The sequence below is a fragment of the Comamonas sp. A23 genome, from assembly GCF_004522605.1.
In the GTDB taxonomy this organism is placed as follows: Bacteria; Pseudomonadota; Gammaproteobacteria; order Burkholderiales; family Burkholderiaceae_C; genus Comamonas; species Comamonas thiooxydans.
Genome location: NZ_RSDT01000002.1, coordinates 498,469 through 516,668 on the forward strand (window position 1 = coordinate 498,469; position 18,200 = coordinate 516,668).

17 protein-coding genes and 1 tRNA gene are annotated in these 18,200 nt (G+C 62.9%); 12 read left to right on the top strand and 6 right to left on the bottom strand.

The genetic code is table 11. The features are described from left to right. The first annotated feature begins 27 nt into the window (after positions 1-27). The 8 genes from hemA (at position 28) to EIC84_RS06745 (ending at position 8,437) form a co-directional block, all read left to right on the top strand. Positions 28-1,332, top strand: a complete 1,305-nt coding sequence (hemA, locus tag EIC84_RS06710; protein ID WP_012837115.1) for a glutamyl-tRNA reductase — start codon at positions 28-30, stop codon at positions 1,330-1,332. Positions 1,333-1,458: 126 nt separating this feature from the next. Beyond that, positions 1,459-2,538 (top strand): peptide chain release factor 1, encoded by a 1,080-nt coding sequence (gene prfA / locus EIC84_RS06715; protein ID WP_003058512.1) that lies wholly within the window; start codon positions 1,459-1,461, stop codon positions 2,536-2,538. A 70-nt stretch (positions 2,539-2,608) separates the two neighbouring features. Then, positions 2,609-4,585: a PEP/pyruvate-binding domain-containing protein gene (locus EIC84_RS06720; protein ID WP_003065966.1), complete on the top strand. Its 1,977-nt coding sequence runs from the start codon at positions 2,609-2,611 to the stop codon at positions 4,583-4,585. A 9-nt stretch (positions 4,586-4,594) separates the two neighbouring features. Beyond that, positions 4,595-5,128, top strand: coding sequence for an SUKH-3 domain-containing protein (locus tag EIC84_RS06725; protein ID WP_003065965.1), 534 nt, complete (start codon positions 4,595-4,597; stop codon positions 5,126-5,128). 31 nt (positions 5,129-5,159) lie between these two features. Continuing rightward, complete coding sequence (gene prmC / locus EIC84_RS06730; RefSeq protein WP_003065963.1) at positions 5,160-6,017, top strand: peptide chain release factor N(5)-glutamine methyltransferase; 858 nt, start codon at positions 5,160-5,162, stop codon at positions 6,015-6,017. Between the two features lie 127 nt (positions 6,018-6,144). Then, the gene (gene grxD / locus EIC84_RS06735; RefSeq protein ID WP_003058519.1) at positions 6,145-6,465 is read left to right on the top strand and encodes a Grx4 family monothiol glutaredoxin; all 321 of its coding nucleotides are present in this window, start codon (positions 6,145-6,147) and stop codon (positions 6,463-6,465) included. 33 nt (positions 6,466-6,498) lie between these two features. Beyond that, positions 6,499-6,957 carry a ribonuclease HI family protein gene (locus tag EIC84_RS06740; protein WP_003065961.1) on the top strand — a complete coding sequence of 153 codons (459 nt, stop codon included), beginning with the start codon at positions 6,499-6,501 and terminating at the stop codon, positions 6,955-6,957. Positions 6,958-7,054: 97 nt separating this feature from the next. Beyond that, the gene (locus tag EIC84_RS06745; protein WP_003065959.1) at positions 7,055-8,437 is read left to right on the top strand and encodes a hemolysin family protein; all 1,383 of its coding nucleotides are present in this window, start codon (positions 7,055-7,057) and stop codon (positions 8,435-8,437) included. A gap of 110 nt (positions 8,438-8,547) precedes the next feature. On the opposite strand, the gene EIC84_RS06750 is transcribed toward EIC84_RS06745, so the two are convergent. Next, complete coding sequence (locus EIC84_RS06750; protein WP_046461088.1) at positions 8,548-9,201, bottom strand: lytic transglycosylase domain-containing protein; 654 nt, start codon at positions 9,199-9,201, stop codon at positions 8,548-8,550. 12 nt (positions 9,202-9,213) lie between these two features. Next, positions 9,214-10,956 (bottom strand): proline--tRNA ligase, encoded by a 1,743-nt coding sequence (locus EIC84_RS06755; protein ID WP_003062206.1) that lies wholly within the window; start codon positions 10,954-10,956, stop codon positions 9,214-9,216. A 94-nt stretch (positions 10,957-11,050) separates the two neighbouring features. Between EIC84_RS06755 and EIC84_RS06760 the strand changes: the two genes are divergently transcribed. After that, a complete protein-coding gene (locus EIC84_RS06760; protein WP_003062204.1) occupies positions 11,051-11,755 on the top strand; it encodes an RNA pyrophosphohydrolase in 705 nt (234 codons plus the stop codon). Positions 11,756-11,807: 52 nt separating this feature from the next. Here EIC84_RS06760 and proB read toward each other — a convergent pair whose 3' ends face one another. From proB to rplU, 4 genes are all read right to left on the bottom strand, one after another. After that, a complete protein-coding gene (proB, locus tag EIC84_RS06765) occupies positions 11,808-12,947 on the bottom strand; it encodes a glutamate 5-kinase (protein WP_003062203.1) in 1,140 nt (379 codons plus the stop codon). A gap of 110 nt (positions 12,948-13,057) precedes the next feature. After that, positions 13,058-14,173, bottom strand: coding sequence for an Obg family GTPase CgtA (gene cgtA, locus EIC84_RS06770; protein ID WP_003062200.1), 1,116 nt, complete (start codon positions 14,171-14,173; stop codon positions 13,058-13,060). Positions 14,174-14,329: 156 nt separating this feature from the next. Next, the gene (gene rpmA / locus EIC84_RS06775) at positions 14,330-14,587 is read right to left on the bottom strand and encodes a 50S ribosomal protein L27 (protein ID WP_003058534.1); all 258 of its coding nucleotides are present in this window, start codon (positions 14,585-14,587) and stop codon (positions 14,330-14,332) included. A gap of 16 nt (positions 14,588-14,603) precedes the next feature. Further along, the gene (gene rplU / locus EIC84_RS06780; RefSeq protein WP_003058536.1) at positions 14,604-14,915 is read right to left on the bottom strand and encodes a 50S ribosomal protein L21; all 312 of its coding nucleotides are present in this window, start codon (positions 14,913-14,915) and stop codon (positions 14,604-14,606) included. Between the two features lie 344 nt (positions 14,916-15,259). On the opposite strand from rplU, the gene EIC84_RS06785 reads away from it, so the two are divergent. The 3 genes from EIC84_RS06785 (at position 15,260) to pilB (ending at position 18,185) form a co-directional block, all read left to right on the top strand. Next, positions 15,260-16,189, top strand: a complete 930-nt coding sequence (locus tag EIC84_RS06785; protein WP_003062198.1) for a polyprenyl synthetase family protein — start codon at positions 15,260-15,262, stop codon at positions 16,187-16,189. Between the two features lie 39 nt (positions 16,190-16,228). Then, a tRNA-Pro gene (locus EIC84_RS06790) sits at positions 16,229-16,305 on the top strand. A gap of 137 nt (positions 16,306-16,442) precedes the next feature. After that, on the top strand, positions 16,443-18,185 hold the full coding sequence (gene pilB, locus EIC84_RS06795) for a type IV-A pilus assembly ATPase PilB (protein WP_003062195.1): 1,743 nt from the start codon (positions 16,443-16,445) through the stop codon (positions 18,183-18,185). The last annotated feature ends 15 nt before the right edge of the window (positions 18,186-18,200 follow it).

Here is an 18,200-nt window from a genome sequence, read left to right on the forward strand (position 1 = left end):
CGGTACTAAATTTTATAATCCCCTGTTATGGCAGTCTGGGCTTTAGGTATCAATCACCACACGGCTCCGCTCGATATGCGGGGCCGTTTTGCGTTCGCGCTCGATCAGATCGCGCCGACGCTGCAAGGCCTGCGCGCATCCCTGTCCCACGCTGGCCGGGCTCACAGCGCCGTGGAAACCGCCATCCTCTCCACCTGCAACCGCACCGAGATCTACTGCGCTGCCGACGCCCCCGCCATGGATCACACCATGCACTGGCTGGCCAACAGCGGCGGCGTGGCGCCTGAATTGCTGCGCCAGCACTCGTATCTGCTGCAGGATGGCTCGGTCGCCCGCCACGCCTTCCGCGTGGCCTCGGGACTGGACTCCATGGTGCTGGGCGAGGCGCAGATCCTCGGCCAGATGAAGAACGCCGTGCGCGCGGCCGAGACTGCGGGTGCCCTGGGCACCACGCTCAACCAGTTGTTCCAGCGCAGCTTTGCCGTGGCCAAGGAAGTGCGCAGCTCCACCGAGATCGGCGCGCACAGCATCTCCATGGCTGCCGCTGCCGTGCGCCTGGCCGGCCAGCTGTTCGAAGACCTCAGCAAGATTCGCGTGCTCTTCGTGGGCGCGGGCGAGATGATCGAGCTGGTCTCCACCCACTTCGCCGCCCGCAACCCCAGGCAGATCACCATCGCCAACCGCACCATGGAGCGCGGCGAGAAGCTCGCCGCCCAGTTCGGCGCCGGCACCATGCGTCTGGCCGACCTGCCCGAGCATCTGCACGAGTACGACGCCATCATCAGCTGCACGGCATCCACCCTGCCCATCATCGGCCTGGGTGCCGTGGAGTCCGCTCTCAAGAAGCGCAAGCGCCGCCCCATCTTCATGGTCGATCTGGCCGTGCCCCGCGATATCGAATCCGAGGTCAAAGACCTCAACGACGTCTATCTCTATACCGTGGACGATCTGGCAACCGTCGTGCGCACCGGTCAGGCCCAGCGCCAGGCCGCAGTGCAACAGGCCGAAGTCATCATCGACACCGGCGTGCAGAGCTTTATGCAGTGGATGGACCAGCGCAATCCCGTGGGTGGCGCGGTCTCGCTGATCCAGCAGGTCAATGCCCAGGCCGACGAATGGCGTGCGCTGGAAATTGCCCGCGCCAAAAAGCTGCTGGCCAAGGGCGAAGACATCGATACCGTGCTGGAAGCGCTCTCGCGCGGCCTGACACAGAAAATGCTGCACGGCACCATGGCCGAGCTGCACAAGGGCGATGCCGAAGAGCGCGCCCAGACGGCGGACACCGTCTCCCGCCTGTTCCTGCGCGCCAGCCGCAACCCCAGCAAGCTTTAGCGACGCTCGCCCGCTTGGTCGCTGCCGTCCTCGCGCAGCGCAAGGCCCGACCGTGGCCTGCCCTCCCTCTTCCCTGACTCCACAAAGGTGAGCCCCTTCACCTTTCCCAAGCCCTCGGTACCCCCTATGCAAGACTTTTTGCGCAACCAGCTCGAACGCTATGCCCAACGCCTGCAGGAGCTGGATTTTCTGCTCTCGCGCGAAGACATCATGGGCGACATGAAGCAGTACCGCACCATCTCGCGCGAACATGCCGATGTGACGGCCATTGCCAGTCGCTACACCCGCTACCTGCAGACCGAAGCCGACATCGCCGCCGCGCGTGAAATGCTGGACGACCCCGACATGGCCGAAATGGCTCAGGAAGAGATCGGCAGCGGCGAGGCCGAGCTGATCAAGCTCGAGGACGAACTGCAGCGCCTGCTGCTGCCCAAGGACCCCGACGATGCGCGCCCCGCCTTTGTCGAAATCCGCGCCGGCACGGGCGGCGACGAATCGGCCCTGTTTGCCGGCGACCTGACCCGCATGTACACCCGCTACGCCGCCAATGTGGGCTGGAAGGTGGAAGTGATGAGCGCCAGCGAAAACGAAATCGGCGGCTACAAGGAAGTGGTGCTGCGCATCGAGGGCGACAATGTGTACGGCGCGCTGCGCTTTGAGTCGGGTGGCCACCGCGTGCAGCGTGTGCCCGCCACCGAAACCCAGGGCCGCATCCACACTAGCGCCTGCACCGTGGCCGTGATGCCCGAGCCCGACGAGGCCGAGGCCATCACGCTCAATCCCGCCGATCTGCGCATCGACACCTTTCGCGCCAGCGGTGCCGGCGGCCAGCACATCAACAAGACCGACTCCGCCGTGCGCGTGGTCCACCTGCCTACGGGCATCGTGGCCGAATGCCAGGACGGCCGCAGCCAGCACAGCAACAAGGCCAAGGCCCTGCAGGTGCTGCAGGCCCGCATCCAGGAAAAGGAACGCAGCGAGCGGGCCGCCAAGGAAGCCGCCATGCGCAAGGGCCTGATCGGCTCGGGCGACCGCAGCGACCGCATCCGCACCTACAACTTTCCCCAGGGCCGCCTCACCGACCACCGCATCAACCTCACGCTGTACAAGCTGCTGGCCGTGATGGAAGGCGATCTGGGCGACGTGATCCAGGCCCTGCAACATGCACGCGAGGCCGAGTTGCTGGCGGAGCTGGCAGCTTCCTGAGCAGCCAGGCTTCAGCCGGCTCGAGCCGGGTCCGTTAGAACGCTTCGCCAGAAATGGGAACAATTTCAAGATGACACAGCGCTTTTTGCCGGTTCTGGTTTCTGCTCTGCTATCGGGCCTGTTGTTCACATCGACCGCCGCCCAGGCTCAGGCCTTGCGCAAGCCATCGGCCTATGACTCGGGTGCGGGGCGCCCGGTCGACGCCAGCGGCAACCGCAACGCTCCTGCCAGCCTGCCGGCCCTGACCAGCCGCGCCGATTTCGATCGCGTGGCCCGCATCTTCGATCCGGTCAGCGCCATGCCCCATGTGCTGTTTGTGATCGACCGCCAAAGCAAGAGCACGCCGCTGCATTTCATCAACACGCCGCGTTACGCGTTTCACGAAGATTTTCTGCGCGCCAAAAGCCTGCTACAGGGCGGCAAGCCAGAGCTCAACCGCAATTACCGCGAGTCGGGCCGTCGCTTCATTCTCGGCACGCTGAGCTGGCAGCCCGTGCTCAAGGACTACAGCTACGAGTTCTGGGAAGGCGACCAGCTCACGCCCGAGCTGCTGCAGACCACGGCGGCCGCGCTGAAAACCGGCTTCTTCGCCCCTGTGCGCTTCAAGGCCAACTCCACGCAGCAGGAAGCCGTGGCCCAGCAGGCCGGTGTTGCAGCGGTCACCCAGGCCCAGTTGCTGGGAGCCCAGACCTATCTGCCGCTGAACCAGGGCCAGACCGTGGGCCAGCTACGCATCCTGAACCGGGCCGAAGCCGTGAATGACCTCCAGCCCAGGGACATCGTGCTGTTGCGTGAAGTACCCATCAGCCTGCCGCCCGTGGCCGGCGTGGTGACGGAGCGCCCTTCCACGGTGCTATCCCATGTCAATCTGCTGGCGCGTGGCTGGGGCATACCCAATGCCTATGTGCAAAAAGCGGCCGAGCAATACGCGGACTTCAACGGCCGCTGGGTGCATATCGACGTACAGCCCGCCGGCTTTGCGCTGCGCGCCGCCACGGCTGCCGAACAACAGAGCGCCGAAAAGCAGGCCCAGCAACCGCCGGCCAAGGGCCGCAAGGTCTTGCTGCAGCCCGATCTGCGTCGCAGCGAACTGGTGCCTCTGGCCGCTCTGCGCAGCGCGGACCGCCGCCGCTGCGGTGCCAAGGCCGCCAATCTGGGCGAGATCCAGTCCGCCCGCCTCGCGGACGTCAGCGTGCCCGATGGCTTTTGCATTCCGTTTGCCGCCTATGCCGACTTCATGCGCTCCAACGGCCTGGCCGAGCGCATTGCCCGCATGCGCCAGCAGCCCGGCTTCGCGACGGATGCCGGTATCCGAAGGCAGGCCCTGTCCGCGCTGCAGGCCGAAATCGAGCAATGGCCCGTCAGCCCGGCCGTGGCCGATGCCTGGACCCAGCGCTGGTCCGGCCAGCTAGGCAGCCAGGGAGTGTTCGTGCGCAGTTCGTCCAGCTCCGAGGACCTGCCCAACTTCAGCGGAGCAGGCCTCTACACCACCGTGCCCAATGTGCGCAGCGAGACGGACCTGGTCGCCGCCGTGCGCAAGGTCTGGGCCTCGATCTACAACTTCGAGGCCTGGGAAGCCAGACAGGCAGCGGGCATCGACGATGCGCAGCTGATGATGTCGGTGTTTGTGCAAAAAGCCGTGGACTCCTCCGCCTCTGGCGTGATGATCACCCGCGACCCCTTCGATGCCTCACACCGCCACATGAGCTATATCGCCGCCAAGCGCGGCATAGGCATCCGCGTGGTCGAAGGCAAGCGGGTCGCGGAGCAAATCCTCTACTCCAGCCGCAGCAAGGCCGTGCAGGTGCTCAACCGTTCCCAGGACGATGTGGCGCTGCAGCTGGACACAAGGGGCGGCGTGCGCGAAGTGGCCGTGACTGCCGGCCGCGCCGTGCTCAGCGACGCACTGGTGCAGCGACTGGCCCGCACAGGAGCCGGCATCAAGCAACACTTTGGCGGCAAGGACCAGGACATCGAGTGGGCCGTGCAGGGCGATCAGCTCATCATCCTGCAGGCGCGCCCCTTCATCTCGGCGCCCGGACGTTAAGAATCCGCCATGCTGAATTTCGAGTCACCTGTCGTCATCGAGCTGCTGCAAGCCCGGGGCTGGACCCCGCAGCGAGAGGTCGCCATACCCGCGCTTATCCGGAGCGCTCTGGACCAACAGCCCGCTCTGGCCTGCCACCCCGCCGTGGCTGCGCTGCAGAACCTGGCGGGCTTGCACATAGGCCAGGTGGGCAAGGGACGGGAATGCGCCAGCAGCGATATAGAGTTTGGCTGGCTCGAAGCGTATTTCACCGGGGAAGATGCTGACGACACCCTGCTCTCCTGGGAACAGCGCCTGAACACCCGGCTGATAGCAGTTGCCGACGTTCACCACTCCCACGGCCAGCTGCTGATGGCAGGCGATGGACGCTGCTTTTCCTGGTCTTTTGTAGGCATGAGCTTCGAGGGCGAGAATCTTCAGCAGGCGCTGGAGCATCTGTTGCTGGGAATACGTTCGCGCCCCATGCTGGAGCCCGGCCAGTCGTCAACCCAGTTGTACGGCACGCTCTACAAGGCGGGTGCCCCCGAGATATACCGCTACTGAATTTCTGAAGACGATCGCCACCGGCCAAGCCATGACCGAATTCTCGCCCCCCACTTTCTCCGTCGCCCAAGCCCTGCAGCAAGCCGCCAAGCAAGGCCTGGCGCGTGTCGATGCACAGATGCTGCTGCTGCACTTGATGCAGCAGCCAGCGCATGCCCGCGCCTGGCTCATCACCCATGACGGCGATGGGCTGAGCGCCGAGCAGCAGGCCCGCTGGGCCCAGCTCTGCGCCCAGCGCCAGCAGGGCGCGCCCGTGGCCTATCTGACCGGCAGCAAGGAGTTCTACGGCCTGGATCTGGCCGTGGACAGCAGAGTGCTGGACCCGCGCCCCGATACCGAAACCCTGGTGGACTGGGCGCTGGAGCTGCTGCCCGAAGGCGCCGCCCACCGCGTCGTGGATCTGGGCACCGGCAGCGGCGCCATTGCCCTGGCCCTGCAAAGCCAGCGCCCCTCAGCCCGGGTCATCGCCGTGGACGCCAGCGCCGATGCCCTGGCCGTGGCAAGCAGCAATGCCGCCCGGCTCCAACTGCCCGTGCAGTTCGCCCATGGCAGCTGGCTGCAGCCTCTGGACGGGCAGGAACCTGTCGATCTGATCGTCAGCAATCCGCCCTATATCCGCGCCGACGACCCGCACCTGGCGGCGCTGACCCACGAGCCGCTGTCGGCCCTGGCCAGCGGCGCCGATGGGCTGGAGGACATACGCAGCATCATCGACCAGGCTCCGGCCCGCCTGAAAGACGGCGGCTGGCTGCTCTTCGAGCATGGCTGGGATCAGGCCGAAGACGTGGCGCAGCTCATGCAGGCGGCCGGCTTCGAGCAGGTCCAGCACCGCCACGACCTGGCCGGCATTGCACGCTGCACGGGCGGCTGCCGGACCGGCAAGGCTTGATTTCCAGACCTTCGCCCCCAGATAAACACGTAGCAAGATTTCCTCACAGCATCGCATTCCTTGCGGTCGGTGAAATAATTGCAGACATCGCGGCTGGTACCGCCATTTCCAAAATCCGGAGCCCACTATGAGCAACACTCAACAACGCATCGACGACCTGGTCAAGAACAACGACATCCTGCTGTTCATGAAGGGCAACGCCAGCTTCCCCCAGTGCGGCTTCTCCGGCCGTGCCATCCAGATCCTCAAGGCCTGCGGCGTGGACGCCAAGTCCATCGCCACCGTGAACGTGCTGGAAGACCAGGAAATCCGCCAGGGCATCAAGGACTACAGCCAGTGGCCCACGATCCCCCAGCTCTACATCAAGGGCGAATTCATCGGTGGCTCGGACATCATGATGGAGATGTACGAATCAGGCGAGCTGCAGCAAGTGCTGGCCGCCAAGTAAGCCCAACCCCGTCTGCAAGCCACCGGCACCCCGGTGGCTTTTTTCATGCCGCCCCCCAAACCTGTTCCCCCTCACCACTGCTGCATCCATATCGATGGCAGTGCCCTGCCCAACCCCGGCCCCATGAGCCTGGGCGTGTTGCTGCAGCTGCCCGATGGCAGCCGCCATACGCTGTCGCAGGATCTGCACCGCAGCGGCTGCAACAACGAAGCCGAGCTGCGCGCGCTGATGGCCGCCCTGAAGCTGGCACGCGATCTCGGCGCGCGCAGCCTGACCGTGCACACCGACTCCCAGGTGCTGCTGGAGCAGCTCGGCCCGCCCACGGCCAAGCCGGCGCGGCCCATCGCCCGGCTCAACCATCTGTTCGAGGCCGCCCGCGCACAGATGCAGGACTTTGACGAGCTGGTGCTGCAATGGGTGCCCAGACACCGCAATACCGAGGCCGATGCGCTGGCACGCCTGGCCCGTTCGGCAGCCGCGCTTCAGCCCTGAAGCCAGTACAGCTGCCTGCCGCAGGCTTTATGTGGTCGAATAGAGACTCCTTGATAACCGGCCGCAGGCACTGCCAGGTGCCGCAGCAGCCCTGCCTATGAGTGTGTCCCAAAGCCTTGCGGTGATTGTTCTGCTGATTCTGCTCAGCGCCTTTTTCTCTGTGGCGGAGATTTCTCTGGCCGCCTCGCGCCGCCTGCGCCTGCGCCAGATGGCCGACGACGGCAACGAGGGAGCCGAGCATGCGCTGCGCGTACAGGAGCAGCCGGGCGAATATTTCACCGTGGTGCAAGTGGGACAGAATGCCGTCGCCATCCTTGGCGGCATCGTCGGCGAGGGTGCGTTCAGCCCCGCACTGACCGAGTTCTTCTCGATCTGGTTCTCGCCCAGCCTCTCGGCGACGCTCGGCTTCCTGCTCTCGTTTTTCATAGTCACCTCGGCCTTCATCCTGCTGGCCGACCTGCTGCCGCGCCGCATCAGCATGAACGAGCCCGAGCGCTATGTGGTGCGCGTGCTCGCCCCCATGCGCTGGTTTGTGGTGATCTTCAAGCCCATCATCTGGTTCTACAACCTGGCGACCGACACCTTGTTTCGCCTGCTGGGCCTGCCCGCGACGCGCGACGAGCGCATCACCAGCGACGACATCCTGGCCATGACCGAAGCAGGCACCAAGGCCGGCGTGCTGGCCGCCCGCGAGCAACAGGTGATTGCCAATGTCTTCGAGCTGGACTCGCGCACCGTGGCCTCTGCCATGACCCAGCGCGACAGCGTGGCCTTCTTCTACCGCGACGACAGCGACGCCATCATCCGCGCCCGCATTGCCGAGGAGCCCTTTTCCACCTACCCGGTCTGCGACGGCGATATCGACCATGTGGTCGGCTATGTGGACGCCAAAGATCTGTTCCAACGCGCGCTCAACAACCAGCCGCTGTCGCTCAGCGACGACAGCCTGATCCGCAAGGTGCTCATCGTGCCCGACCGCCTGACGCTGGCCGAGGTGCTGGAGCAGTTCCGCATGGTGCACGAGGACTTTGCCGTCATCGTCAACGAATACAGCCTGGTCGTGGGCGTGGTGACGCTCAACGACGTGATGAGCACGGTGATGGGCGATCTGGTCGGCCCGGCCGACGAGGAGCAGATCATCCGTCGGGACGAGCACTCCTGGCTGATCGACGGCATCACGCCCATCGAGGACGTGATGCGTGTGCTGCATCTGGACGATATGCCGCATGACGACGAGTACGAGACACTGGCCGGCTTTCTCATGGTCATGCTGCGCCGGGTGCCGCGCCGCACCGATACCGTCACCTGGGGCGGCTTCAAGTTCGAGGTGCTGGACGTGGACAGCTACCGCATCGACCAGGTCATGGTGACCCATCTGCCCGAACCCGCGGCCGAATCTGCCGCACCTTCTGCAGCCGCAGCGGCCAAGGTGCAGGGCAGCGCTGCCCAGTCCCAGGCTGGCAAAAGCACCCACTCCTGAATCAGGAGCTTCTTGCACTCATCTCCAAAGGACTTCAGGTTCTTTTCTTGCTGAAATCAATGAAAAGAGAGCGCCAGGCGCTCTCTTTTTTTCTGTATATCGCCACGGCATCAGACCGGCTGCGGCTCTTCCACCAGCCAGCGCCGCTGGGCGCCGAACACGGCATTCGGATACTGGGGCTGGCCCCGGCTTCCGTTGTAGCGGCCCAGTGCCATATAGGCATCGCCTTTTTCGCGGTCCATGTAGTGGCGCAGGATCACGCAGCCGAAGCGCAGATTGGTCTGCATGTGGAACAGCTTGCCGATATCGCCGTCACCGATCAGCCGCATCCAGAACGGCATGATCTGCATATAGCCACGCGCGCCCACGCTGGAGATGGCGTATTTGCGATAACCGCTCTCCACCTGTATCAGGCCCATGACCATGGACACATCGAGACCCGCGCGCTTGGACTCGTACCAGACGGTCTGCAGGAATTCGCGCCGTGCCTGAGGATCGGGCTTGCGCTTGGCCAGCTTGTCGCTGCTGGCCACCAGCCAGCGCAGATAGCTCATGCGCGCCGCTGTGGAGGCGAACTCCAGCTCGGGCGGCGCGCCCGAGCCCGCCACGGCCGCGCTGAGCGCCGTGCGCACGGAGTCGGCCAGCGGCTCTTCGAGCTGCCCGCCGGCCCAGGCCGCCTGCGGCCACAGCCAGCCGGCCGCCGGGGCGGCCAGCGCAGCGGCAGTCCTCAGGCAGTGGCGTCGGCTCAGCAGGGTTTCGGGCATGGAAACAGCCGCTTACAGGCCCAGGCGGCTCTTGAGGTGAGCCAGCACCTCATTCGTCGCCAGCTTTGTGGCTTCTGTGTCACGGCGCTGCTGGTACTCGACCACGCCTTCCTTCAGGCCACGGTCGCCCAGCACCACGCGGTGGGGCACGCCGATCAGCTCCCAGTCGGCCAGCATGGCACCGGGGCGCTCGTCGCGGTCGTCGAGGATCACGTCCACGCCCAGTGCCAGCAGCTCGCCGTAGAGCTTCTCGGCCTCGGTCTTCACGGCCTCGCTGCGACCCATGCCGATGGGGCAGATCACCACGGTGAACGGTGCAATCGCATCGGGCCAGATCATGCCGCGCTCATCGTGGTTCTGCTCCACGGCAGCGGCGGGCAGGCGGGTCACGCCAATGCCGTAGCAGCCCATCTCGAAGTGCTGGGGCTTGCCGTTGTCGCCGAGGAAAGTGGCTTCCATGGCCTTGGAGTATTTGGTGCCCAGATAGAACACATGGCCGATCTCGATGCCGCGCTCGATCGCCAGCTCGCCCGCGCCGTCGGGCGAGCGGTCGCCAGCGACCACATTGCGCAGATCCGCCACCACGGCGGGCTCGGGCAGGTCGCGGCCGAAGTTCACGCCGGTGATGTGGAAGTCTTCCTCGTTGGCACCGCAGACCCAGTCGGCCATCACGGCCACATCGCGGTCCACCACGATGTTCACGGGCTTCTTGAGACCGATGGGGCCCAGATAGCCGGGCTTGGCACCGAAGTGCTCCTCAATCTCGCCCACGGTCGCGAAACGGAAGCCCGCCAGGCCCTCGACCTTGCCGACCTTGATCTCGTTCATCTCGTGATCGCCGCGCAGCAGCAGCAGCCACACTTGCGACTTGACGATCAGCCCCTTGTCGTCGAGCTCGTCCGTGGCCAGCACCAGCGACTTCACGGTCTGCGCCAGAGGCAGACCCAACTGCTCGGCCACGGCTTCGCAGGTGCTGTTGCCGGGCGTGGCGACCTTTTGCATGGCCTGGACGGCAGCAGGACGGGCCTGGGTGGGCGCCAGGCTCTCGGCCTTCTCGATATTGGCCGCGTAGTCGCTGTTCGGGCAGTACACGATGGCGTCCTCACCCGTGGAAGCGATGACCTGAAACTCTTCGCTCAGATCGCCTCCGATGGCGCCCGAATCGGCACGCACGGCGCGGTACTGCAGACCGAAGCGGTCGAAGATGCGCTTATAGGCTTCGCGCATGGTCTGGTAGCTGATCTGGGCCGCATCGCGATCCTTGTCGAAGGAATAGGCGTCCTTCATGATGAACTCGCGACCGCGCATCAGGCCGAAGCGGGGACGGCGCTCGTCGCGGAACTTGGTCTGGATCTGGTAGAGGTTCTTGGGCAGCTGCTTGTAGCTCTTGAACTCCTGGCGCGCGATATCGGTGACCACCTCTTCGGACGTGGGCTGGATCACGAAATCACGACCATGACGATCCTGGATGCGCAGCAGCTCGGGGCCCATCTTCTCGAAACGGCCGGTTTCCTGCCACAGCTCGGCAGGCTGGACCACGGGCATGGTGGTTTCGATGGCGCCGGCACGGTTCATTTCCTCGCGCACGATGGCCTCGACCTTGCGGATCACGCGCAGGCCCATGGGCATGTAGTTGTAAATGCCAGCACCCAGCTTTTTGATCATGCCAGCCCGCATCATGAGCTTGTGGCTGACCACTTCGGCGTCGGCCGGAGCTTCTTTCAGGGTGGAGATGAGAAATTGGGAGGCTTTCATGGAACTGGCAATTCAGTGGAAATAGGCATGGCCCGCTTGTCGATCACAAGGGGCCATGCATAATGAACACAATTCAAAAATTTGGGGTTTGATTATGCTTGACCGGGACGGATTTCGCCCGAACGTCGGCATCATCCTGCTCAACCAAAGAAACCAGGTGTTCTGGGGAAAACGCATTCGCACCCACAGCTGGCAGTTTCCGCAAGGTGGCATTGATCGGGGTGAGACACCCGAGCAAGCCATGTTCCGCGAGCTGCACGAGGAAGTGGGGCTGAAGCCCAACCACGTTCGCGTGGTTGCCCGCACCAGGGACTGGTTGCGCTACGAGGTGCCAGACAGGTACATCCGCCGCGACGCGCGCGGGCATTACAAAGGCCAGAAGCAGATATGGTTTTTGCTTCAACTGGTCGGCCATGACTGGGACTTGAACCTGCGTGCCACCGACCACCCTGAGTTCGATGCCTGGCGCTGGAATGACTACTGGGTTCCTCTGGATGTGGTGGTCGAATTCAAACGCGGCGTCTATGAAATGGCGCTGACCGAGTTGGCGCGCTTTCTGCCGCGCGGCGAGCAGCAGCGCAACCGCTATCTGCGCAGCGGCATGCGGCCACGCGATCAGGAGGCAGGCCAGACCACAGGCGGCACCGCCCATCCTGGGCAGCACCATCAGGTCATGTACCCTGCCCGCACAGGGAGCTTTCGCATCAACCCCGGCATAGAGCTGCCGCCCGGTGCCAGTTTTGACCCGGACCCGCAGACCGGCATAGACAATCCGCCCGATCACAAGCCTCTGCAATGAACAAAGCCGTAATGCCTCACAGCATTACGGCTTTTTTGTCGGCGGCCTGGGCTCAGTGTCCTGCCACCACCATATTGTCGCGGTGCATCATTTCGGGACCAGCCGAGTAGCCCAGCAGCGACTCAATCTCCGAGGAGCTCTTGCGACACAGCAGCCGCGCCTCGGCGCTGGCATAGCTGGCCAGACCACGAGCGATCTCGACACCGTTCTCATCACGCACGGCAATCACTTCGCCGCGCGAGAAATCGCCCTCCACGGTGATCATGCCTATGGGCAGCAGGCTCTTGCCTTCGTCACGCAGCTTGGAGACGGCACCCGCATCCACGGTAACCGAACCACGCAGCTGCAGATGGTCGGCAATCCACTGCTTGCGCGCCTGCATCTTGTGCGTGTTGGCAACCAGCAGCGTGCCAATGGACTCGCCACGCGTCAGACGCAGCAGCACATCTTTCTCACGTCCCCAGGCGATCACGGTGGAAGCACCGGAGCCCGCCGCACGCTTGGCCGCCAGAATCTTGGTGATCATGCCGCCCGTACCGATGGACAGGCCTGCTCCGCCGGCCATGGCTTCGAGCTCGGGGTTGCCGGCTTCGGCCACGTCGATGAACCTGGCATCGGGGTTCTTGCGCGGATCGGCGCTGTAGAGACCGCGCTGGTCGGTCAGGATGACCAGTGCATCGGCCTCGACCAAGTTGGCCACCAGCGCGCCCAGGGTGTCGTTGTCGCCGAAGCGGATCTCGTCGATCACCACCGTGTCGTTCTCGTTGATGACAGGCACCACGCCCAGTTGCAGCAGCGTGAGCAGCGTGGTCCGGGCGTTCAGATAGCGCTCGCGATCGGCCAGATCCGCATGGGTCAGCAGCACCTGGGCGCTGGGCACGCCTTCGCCGCGCAGCTTGGTCTCGTACATCTGGGCCAGGCCCATCTGGCCGACGGCAGCAGCGGCCTGCAGCTCATGCACCTCGGTAGGACGCGTGGCCCAGCCCAGGCGCTTCATGCCTTCGGCAATGGCGCCGCTGGAGACCATGATGACTTCGCGCTTGACGCCGTCTTCACCATTCACCAATGCCGCCAGCTGGCGGCTCCACTCTTCAATGGCGGCCTCATCCAGGCCACGACCTTCATTCGTGACCAGGCTGGAGCCGACTTTGACGACGATGCGACGGGCATCACGCAGCACATTGGAAGACATGAGAATTTACAGTGTTTTAAGCCTCTGACGCTTATGGATAAAGCGCAATAAGCTATTAAATTCAAAGCAAAACAGCGCACCAAGTGCGCTGCTGGGTTATACCCTCTAGCTTATTCCGGATCGTAAGAGGCAAAACGCGGATCGGTCATATCCAGACCAGAATCCTCACCTCCCGCAAAGCGAGGATCAATCTCCTTGGGTGCCTGCTCGGCGAGTTGCTGGTTGTGCACATGCTCGTAGATCTTGCGAATCAGCGGTTCGCAGCCTTCGCGGGTCAGCGCCGAGATCTCATAGACCGGGCCCTTCCACTTGAAGCGCTTGACGAAGTCCTTGACCTTGGCAGCACGTTCTTCCTCGGGAACCATGTCCAGCTTGTTGAGCACCAGCCAGCGCGGCTTTTCGTAGAGCTCGGCGTCGTACTTCTTGAGCTCGGCCACGATGGCTCTGGCCTGCTCGACCGGGTCCACGCCCTCGTCGAACGGTGCAATGTCCACGATATGCAGCAACAGACGCGTGCGCTGCAGATGGCGCAGGAACTGGTGGCCCAGGCCCGCACCTTCGGAAGCGCCTTCGATCAGACCGGGGATGTCGGCCACCACAAAGCTCTGCTCGGCAGCCACGCGCACCACGCCCAGATTGGGATGCAAGGTGGTGAAGGGATAGTCGGCAATCTTGGGACGGGCGTTGGAGACGGCCGTGATGAAAGTGGACTTGCCCGCATTGGGCATGCCCAGCAGGCCCACATCGGCCAGCACCTTGAGCTCCAGCTTGAGGTTGCGGCGCTCGCCGGGATAGCCGGGAGTCTTCTGGCGCGGCGCTCGGTTGATGGCGCTCTTGAAGCGCAGATTGCCGAAACCGCCGTCACCGCCCTTGGCGATGGTGATGACCTGGCCGGGCTCCAGCAGCTCGAACAGCACTTCACCGGTATCCGCATCGCTGATGATGGTGCCCACAGGCATGTTCAGCGTGATGTCGTCACCGGCTGCACCGAACATGTCGGAGCCCATGCCGTGCTGGCCGCGCTTGGCCTCGTGGCGGCGCGAATAACGGTAATCCACCAGCGTGTTCAGGTTCACATCGGCCACGGCATACACATGACCGCCACGGCCGCCGTCGCCACCGTCGGGGCCGCCAAATTCCTTGTATTTCTCGTGCCGGAAAGACACGCAGCCATTGCCGCCGTCACCGGCTGCAATGTCGATAAAAGCTTCGTCAACAAACTTCATGAGGCATCCAGTCTACAAAATCAGTGTGCACCAGAAGCTCTGGGCCACACTTGAGTGCTCTATTACCATGCCCCATCTGCCAGAAATCTGCTGCCTGGAGCCTTTTCAAACAACAAAGCCCCGACAAGTCGGGGCTTTGTTGGAGTCACAGACGACTTATGCAGCCGTGATGTTGACTGTTTGCTTGGACAGAGCGCCCTTCACACCGAACGACACGTGGCCGTCAACCAGTGCAAACAGGGTGTGATCCTTGCCCACGCCAACGTTCTCACCGGGGTGGAACTTGGTGCCGCGCTGACGCACGATGATGGAACCAGCTGTCACCAGCTCGCCACCAAAGGCCTTCACGCCCAGCATTTTTGGCTTGGAATCACGTCCGTTACGCGTAGAGCCGCCGCCTTTTTTCTGTGCCATGACTTAGCTCCTAAAATTAAGCAGCGATTGCCACGATTTGCAGTTCGGTGAACTGCTGACGATGGCCTTGGCGCTTTTGATAGTGCTTACGACGGCGCATCTTGAAGATGTGCACCTTGTCGTGCTTGCCGTGAGCAACCACAGTTGCCTTTACAGATGCACCGGACACCAGGGGGGCACCAACCTTGATTTCAGCGCCGTTGCCGACGGCCAAAACTTGGTCGATCACGATTTCCTGGCCTACGTCCGCAGCAATCTGTTCTACCTTGATCTTTTCGCCAGCTGCAACGCGATACTGCTTGCCGCCGGTTTTTATGACTGCGTACATTGAAAACCTCTAAAGTCTGAGAGTTCCATGAAATGATTTCCACGGAGCCGGCAATTCTAGCACGCATGCATTTTTTCTGCTGGCATACCCCTAGGAAGCGATTCAGGATCTCCGATGGCCGCGCGGAATGAGATGCCAGGCGCAGGTGCGCGGCAAGGCTTACTCCTTGCAAGCGACCGCAATGCCACAGAGTGCCCGCAAAGCCTCTGTTCACTTGAACGGGCTCTGAGGACACCACGCAAAACCCTGTTGCATCTTCCTATAATCGTGAGTCCACTTGGCGGTTCATCACCTTGACTACAGAAATTTCCACATCCAATCCGCTTGCCTTGATCGCAGATGACATGCGCGAAGTGGATATCGTCATTGCTCAGCGACTGACAACCAGCGTCCCCCTGATCGCACAGATCTCCCAATACATCATTGCCGCGGGCGGCAAGCGCCTGCGCCCGGCCCTGCTGCTGCTGATCGCCGGCGCCCTGGGACATCAGGGCAAGAACAAATACATTCTGGCCGCCGTGGTGGAGCTGATTCACACCGCGACCTTGCTGCACGACGATGTGGTGGACGAATCCACGCTGCGTCGTGGCAGGGCCACGGCCAACGAGACCTTTGGCAACCCTGCCAGTGTTCTGGTCGGAGACTTTCTGCACACCCGCTCCTTCCAGATGATGGTGGAAGTGGGCAGCATGCGCGTGCTGCAAATCCTGTCCGACGCCACCAACGTGATCGCAGAAGGCGAAGTCCAGCAGCTCATCAACACCCATGATGCTTCGCTGAATGAAGCCGGCTATCTGCACGTCATCCGCTCCAAGACCGCCCAGCTCTTTGAGGCCAGCGCACAGCTGGCAGCCGTGCTGGCCGGTGCCACGCCTGAAGTGGAGCAGGCCTGTGCCGCCTATGGCCAGGCACTTGGAACGGCATTCCAGATCATTGACGATGTGCTGGACTACACCGGCAACACTCAGGAAATGGGCAAGAACCTGGGCGATGACCTGCGCGAAGGCAAATGCACCCTGCCACTGATCGCCGCCATGCAGCGCGGCAGCGCCGAGCAGGCCGCCATCGTGCGCAACGCCATCGAACAAGGCTCTACGGATCAACTGGATGCCGTGGTGGAAATCGTGCGCAGCACCGGTGCCCTGGACGTCGCCCGAGCCGCCGCGCACGCGGAAGCCCAGCGCGCCATTGATGCGCTGGCCTCGCTGCCAAGCAATGCATACACCGCAAGTTTGCTACAATTGGCATCTCAGCTTTTGGAGCGCCGCACCTGAATCGCCAGGTGCACCACGGCGCTCGACAAACAAAGCCTGCGGGGTGTAGCTTAGCCTGGTAGAGCGCTACGTTCGGGACGTAGAGGCCGGAGGTTCGAATCCTCTCACCCCGACCAATCTCATTTTTGTCGCAGTTTCTTGCGCCATGTTCAATGACGCGGCATTGACGCATGCATGCGCGCCTGGCGACCTGCCGTTTGCCACAACAAGAATGGTAGGATAGATCCTCTACTCCCCTCCCAGACTTGGATACATGGCTGCTGCCGACACTCTGCAAAAGAACACTCCTGCGCCCATTGCCATCCCAGGTTTAGGCAGGGCCCTGATTTCTGCAGGAAAGGTTTCGCAGCAAGCCGCCGAGAACGCAGCCAAGAAAGCCGCCACAGGCAAGACCCCGTTCATCACCGAGCTCAGCCAGTCTGGTGAAATCAGCGCACTGGAAATTGCCGAAACCATTTCCATGATGTTCAGCACTCCGCTGCTGGACCTCAACGCCATCGACGTCCAGCAACTTCCGCGCGAGCTGCTGGACCCGAAAATCAGCAACGCCTATCGCGTGCTGGCACTCAGCAAGCGCGGCAATCGGCTCACCATCGCCACGGCAGACCCTACTCAGCAGGAAGCTGCCGAACAGATCAAATTCACAACTCAGTTGCTGGTGGACTGGGTGGTTGTCGAGGCCGACAAGCTGCAAAAGCTCGTCGAGCAGACCGGCAAGAGCGTCAGCGAATCCCTGGACACCTATTCCAGTTCTGGAGACTTCGACTTTGACGACGTCAAGATCGAGGATGCCCCCGAGGAAAAAGACAATGCCGTCGGCGCCGAGGTCGAGGATGCGCCGGTCGTCAAGTTTCTGCACAAGATGCTGCTGGACGCCTTCAATATGCGCGCGTCCGACTTGCACTTCGAGCCCTACGAACACAATTACCGCGTGCGCTTTCGTATCGACGGCGAGCTGCGCGAGATTGCCTCTCCTCCTATCGCGATCAAGGACAAGCTGGCTTCGCGCATCAAGGTGATCTCGCGCCTGGACATCTCGGAGAAACGCGTTCCGCAAGACGGCCGCATGAAGCTCAAGGTCGGCCCCGATCGCGTCATCGACTTTCGTGTCAGCACCTTGCCCACGCTGTTTGGCGAAAAGATCGTGATCCGTATTCTGGACCCGAGCTCGGCCAAGATGGGCATCGATGCCCTGGGCTACGAGCCCGAGGAGAAAGAGCGCCTGCTCAAGGCCATCAACCGCCCCTACGGCATGATTCTGGTCACCGGCCCCACGGGCTCGGGCAAGACCGTGTCGCTCTATACCTGCCTGAACCTGCTCAACCAGCCGGGCGTGAACATTGCCACTGCCGAAGACCCTTCCGAAATCAACATGCCCGGCGTCAACCAGGTGAATGTGAACGAGAAGGCCGGCCTGACCTTTGCTGCTGCGCTCAAGTCCTTTCTGCGCCAGGATCCGGACATCATCATGGTCGGTGAAATCCGCGACCTGGAAACCGCCGACATCTCGATCAAGGCTGCCCAGACCGGGCACCTGGTGCTGTCCACGCTGCACACCAATGACGCTCCGACCACGCTGACGCGCATGCGCAATATGGGCATCGCCCCTTTCAATATTGCCTCCAGCGTGATTCTGATCACCGCCCAGCGTCTGGCGCGACGCCTGTGTGCGCAGTGCAAGGAGCCCGCCGACATACCGCACGACGCCCTGATCGATGCCGGCTACGACGAAGCCGAACTCGACGGCAGCTGGGTCAGCTACAAGCCTGTCGGCTGCCCTGCCTGCAACAACGGCTACAAGGGACGTGTCGGTATTTATCAGGTGATGCCCATCAGCGAAGAGATTCAGCGCATCATCCTGCGTGACGGCAGCGCCCTGGAGATTGCCGCACAGGCCAAGGCCGAAGGAGTACGCTCTCTGCGCGGCTCGGGCCTGCATAAAGTCAAGCTGGGTCTGACCTCACTCGAAGAAGTGCTGGCGGTCACCAACGAATAAAACCAGTATCAGTGA

Bases quoted from the DNA above. Each gene is read 5' to 3' on its own strand.
- rpmA (WP_003058534.1), bottom strand. From the start codon at position 14,587: ATGGCACAGAAAAAAGGCGGCGGCTCTACGCGTAACGGACGTGATTCC.
- hemA (WP_012837115.1), top strand. From the start codon at position 28: ATGGCAGTCTGGGCTTTAGGTATCAATCACCACACGGCTCCGCTCGAT.
- EIC84_RS06755 (WP_003062206.1), bottom strand. From the start codon at position 10,956: ATGAAAGCCTCCCAATTTCTCATCTCCACCCTGAAAGAAGCTCCGGCC.
- pilB (WP_003062195.1), top strand. From the start codon at position 16,443: ATGGCTGCTGCCGACACTCTGCAAAAGAACACTCCTGCGCCCATTGCC.
- EIC84_RS06720 (WP_003065966.1), top strand. From the start codon at position 2,609: ATGACACAGCGCTTTTTGCCGGTTCTGGTTTCTGCTCTGCTATCGGGC.
- prfA (WP_003058512.1), top strand. From the start codon at position 1,459: ATGCAAGACTTTTTGCGCAACCAGCTCGAACGCTATGCCCAACGCCTG.
- EIC84_RS06745 (WP_003065959.1), top strand. From the start codon at position 7,055: ATGAGTGTGTCCCAAAGCCTTGCGGTGATTGTTCTGCTGATTCTGCTC.
- EIC84_RS06725 (WP_003065965.1), top strand. From the start codon at position 4,595: ATGCTGAATTTCGAGTCACCTGTCGTCATCGAGCTGCTGCAAGCCCGG.
- rplU (WP_003058536.1), bottom strand. From the start codon at position 14,915: ATGTACGCAGTCATAAAAACCGGCGGCAAGCAGTATCGCGTTGCAGCT.
- proB (WP_003062203.1), bottom strand. From the start codon at position 12,947: ATGTCTTCCAATGTGCTGCGTGATGCCCGTCGCATCGTCGTCAAAGTC.
- EIC84_RS06785 (WP_003062198.1), top strand. From the start codon at position 15,260: ATGCGCGAAGTGGATATCGTCATTGCTCAGCGACTGACAACCAGCGTC.
- prmC (WP_003065963.1), top strand. From the start codon at position 5,160: ATGACCGAATTCTCGCCCCCCACTTTCTCCGTCGCCCAAGCCCTGCAG.
- cgtA (WP_003062200.1), bottom strand. From the start codon at position 14,173: ATGAAGTTTGTTGACGAAGCTTTTATCGACATTGCAGCCGGTGACGGC.
- EIC84_RS06750 (WP_046461088.1), bottom strand. From the start codon at position 9,201: ATGCCCGAAACCCTGCTGAGCCGACGCCACTGCCTGAGGACTGCCGCT.
- grxD (WP_003058519.1), top strand. From the start codon at position 6,145: ATGAGCAACACTCAACAACGCATCGACGACCTGGTCAAGAACAACGAC.
- EIC84_RS06760 (WP_003062204.1), top strand. From the start codon at position 11,051: ATGCTTGACCGGGACGGATTTCGCCCGAACGTCGGCATCATCCTGCTC.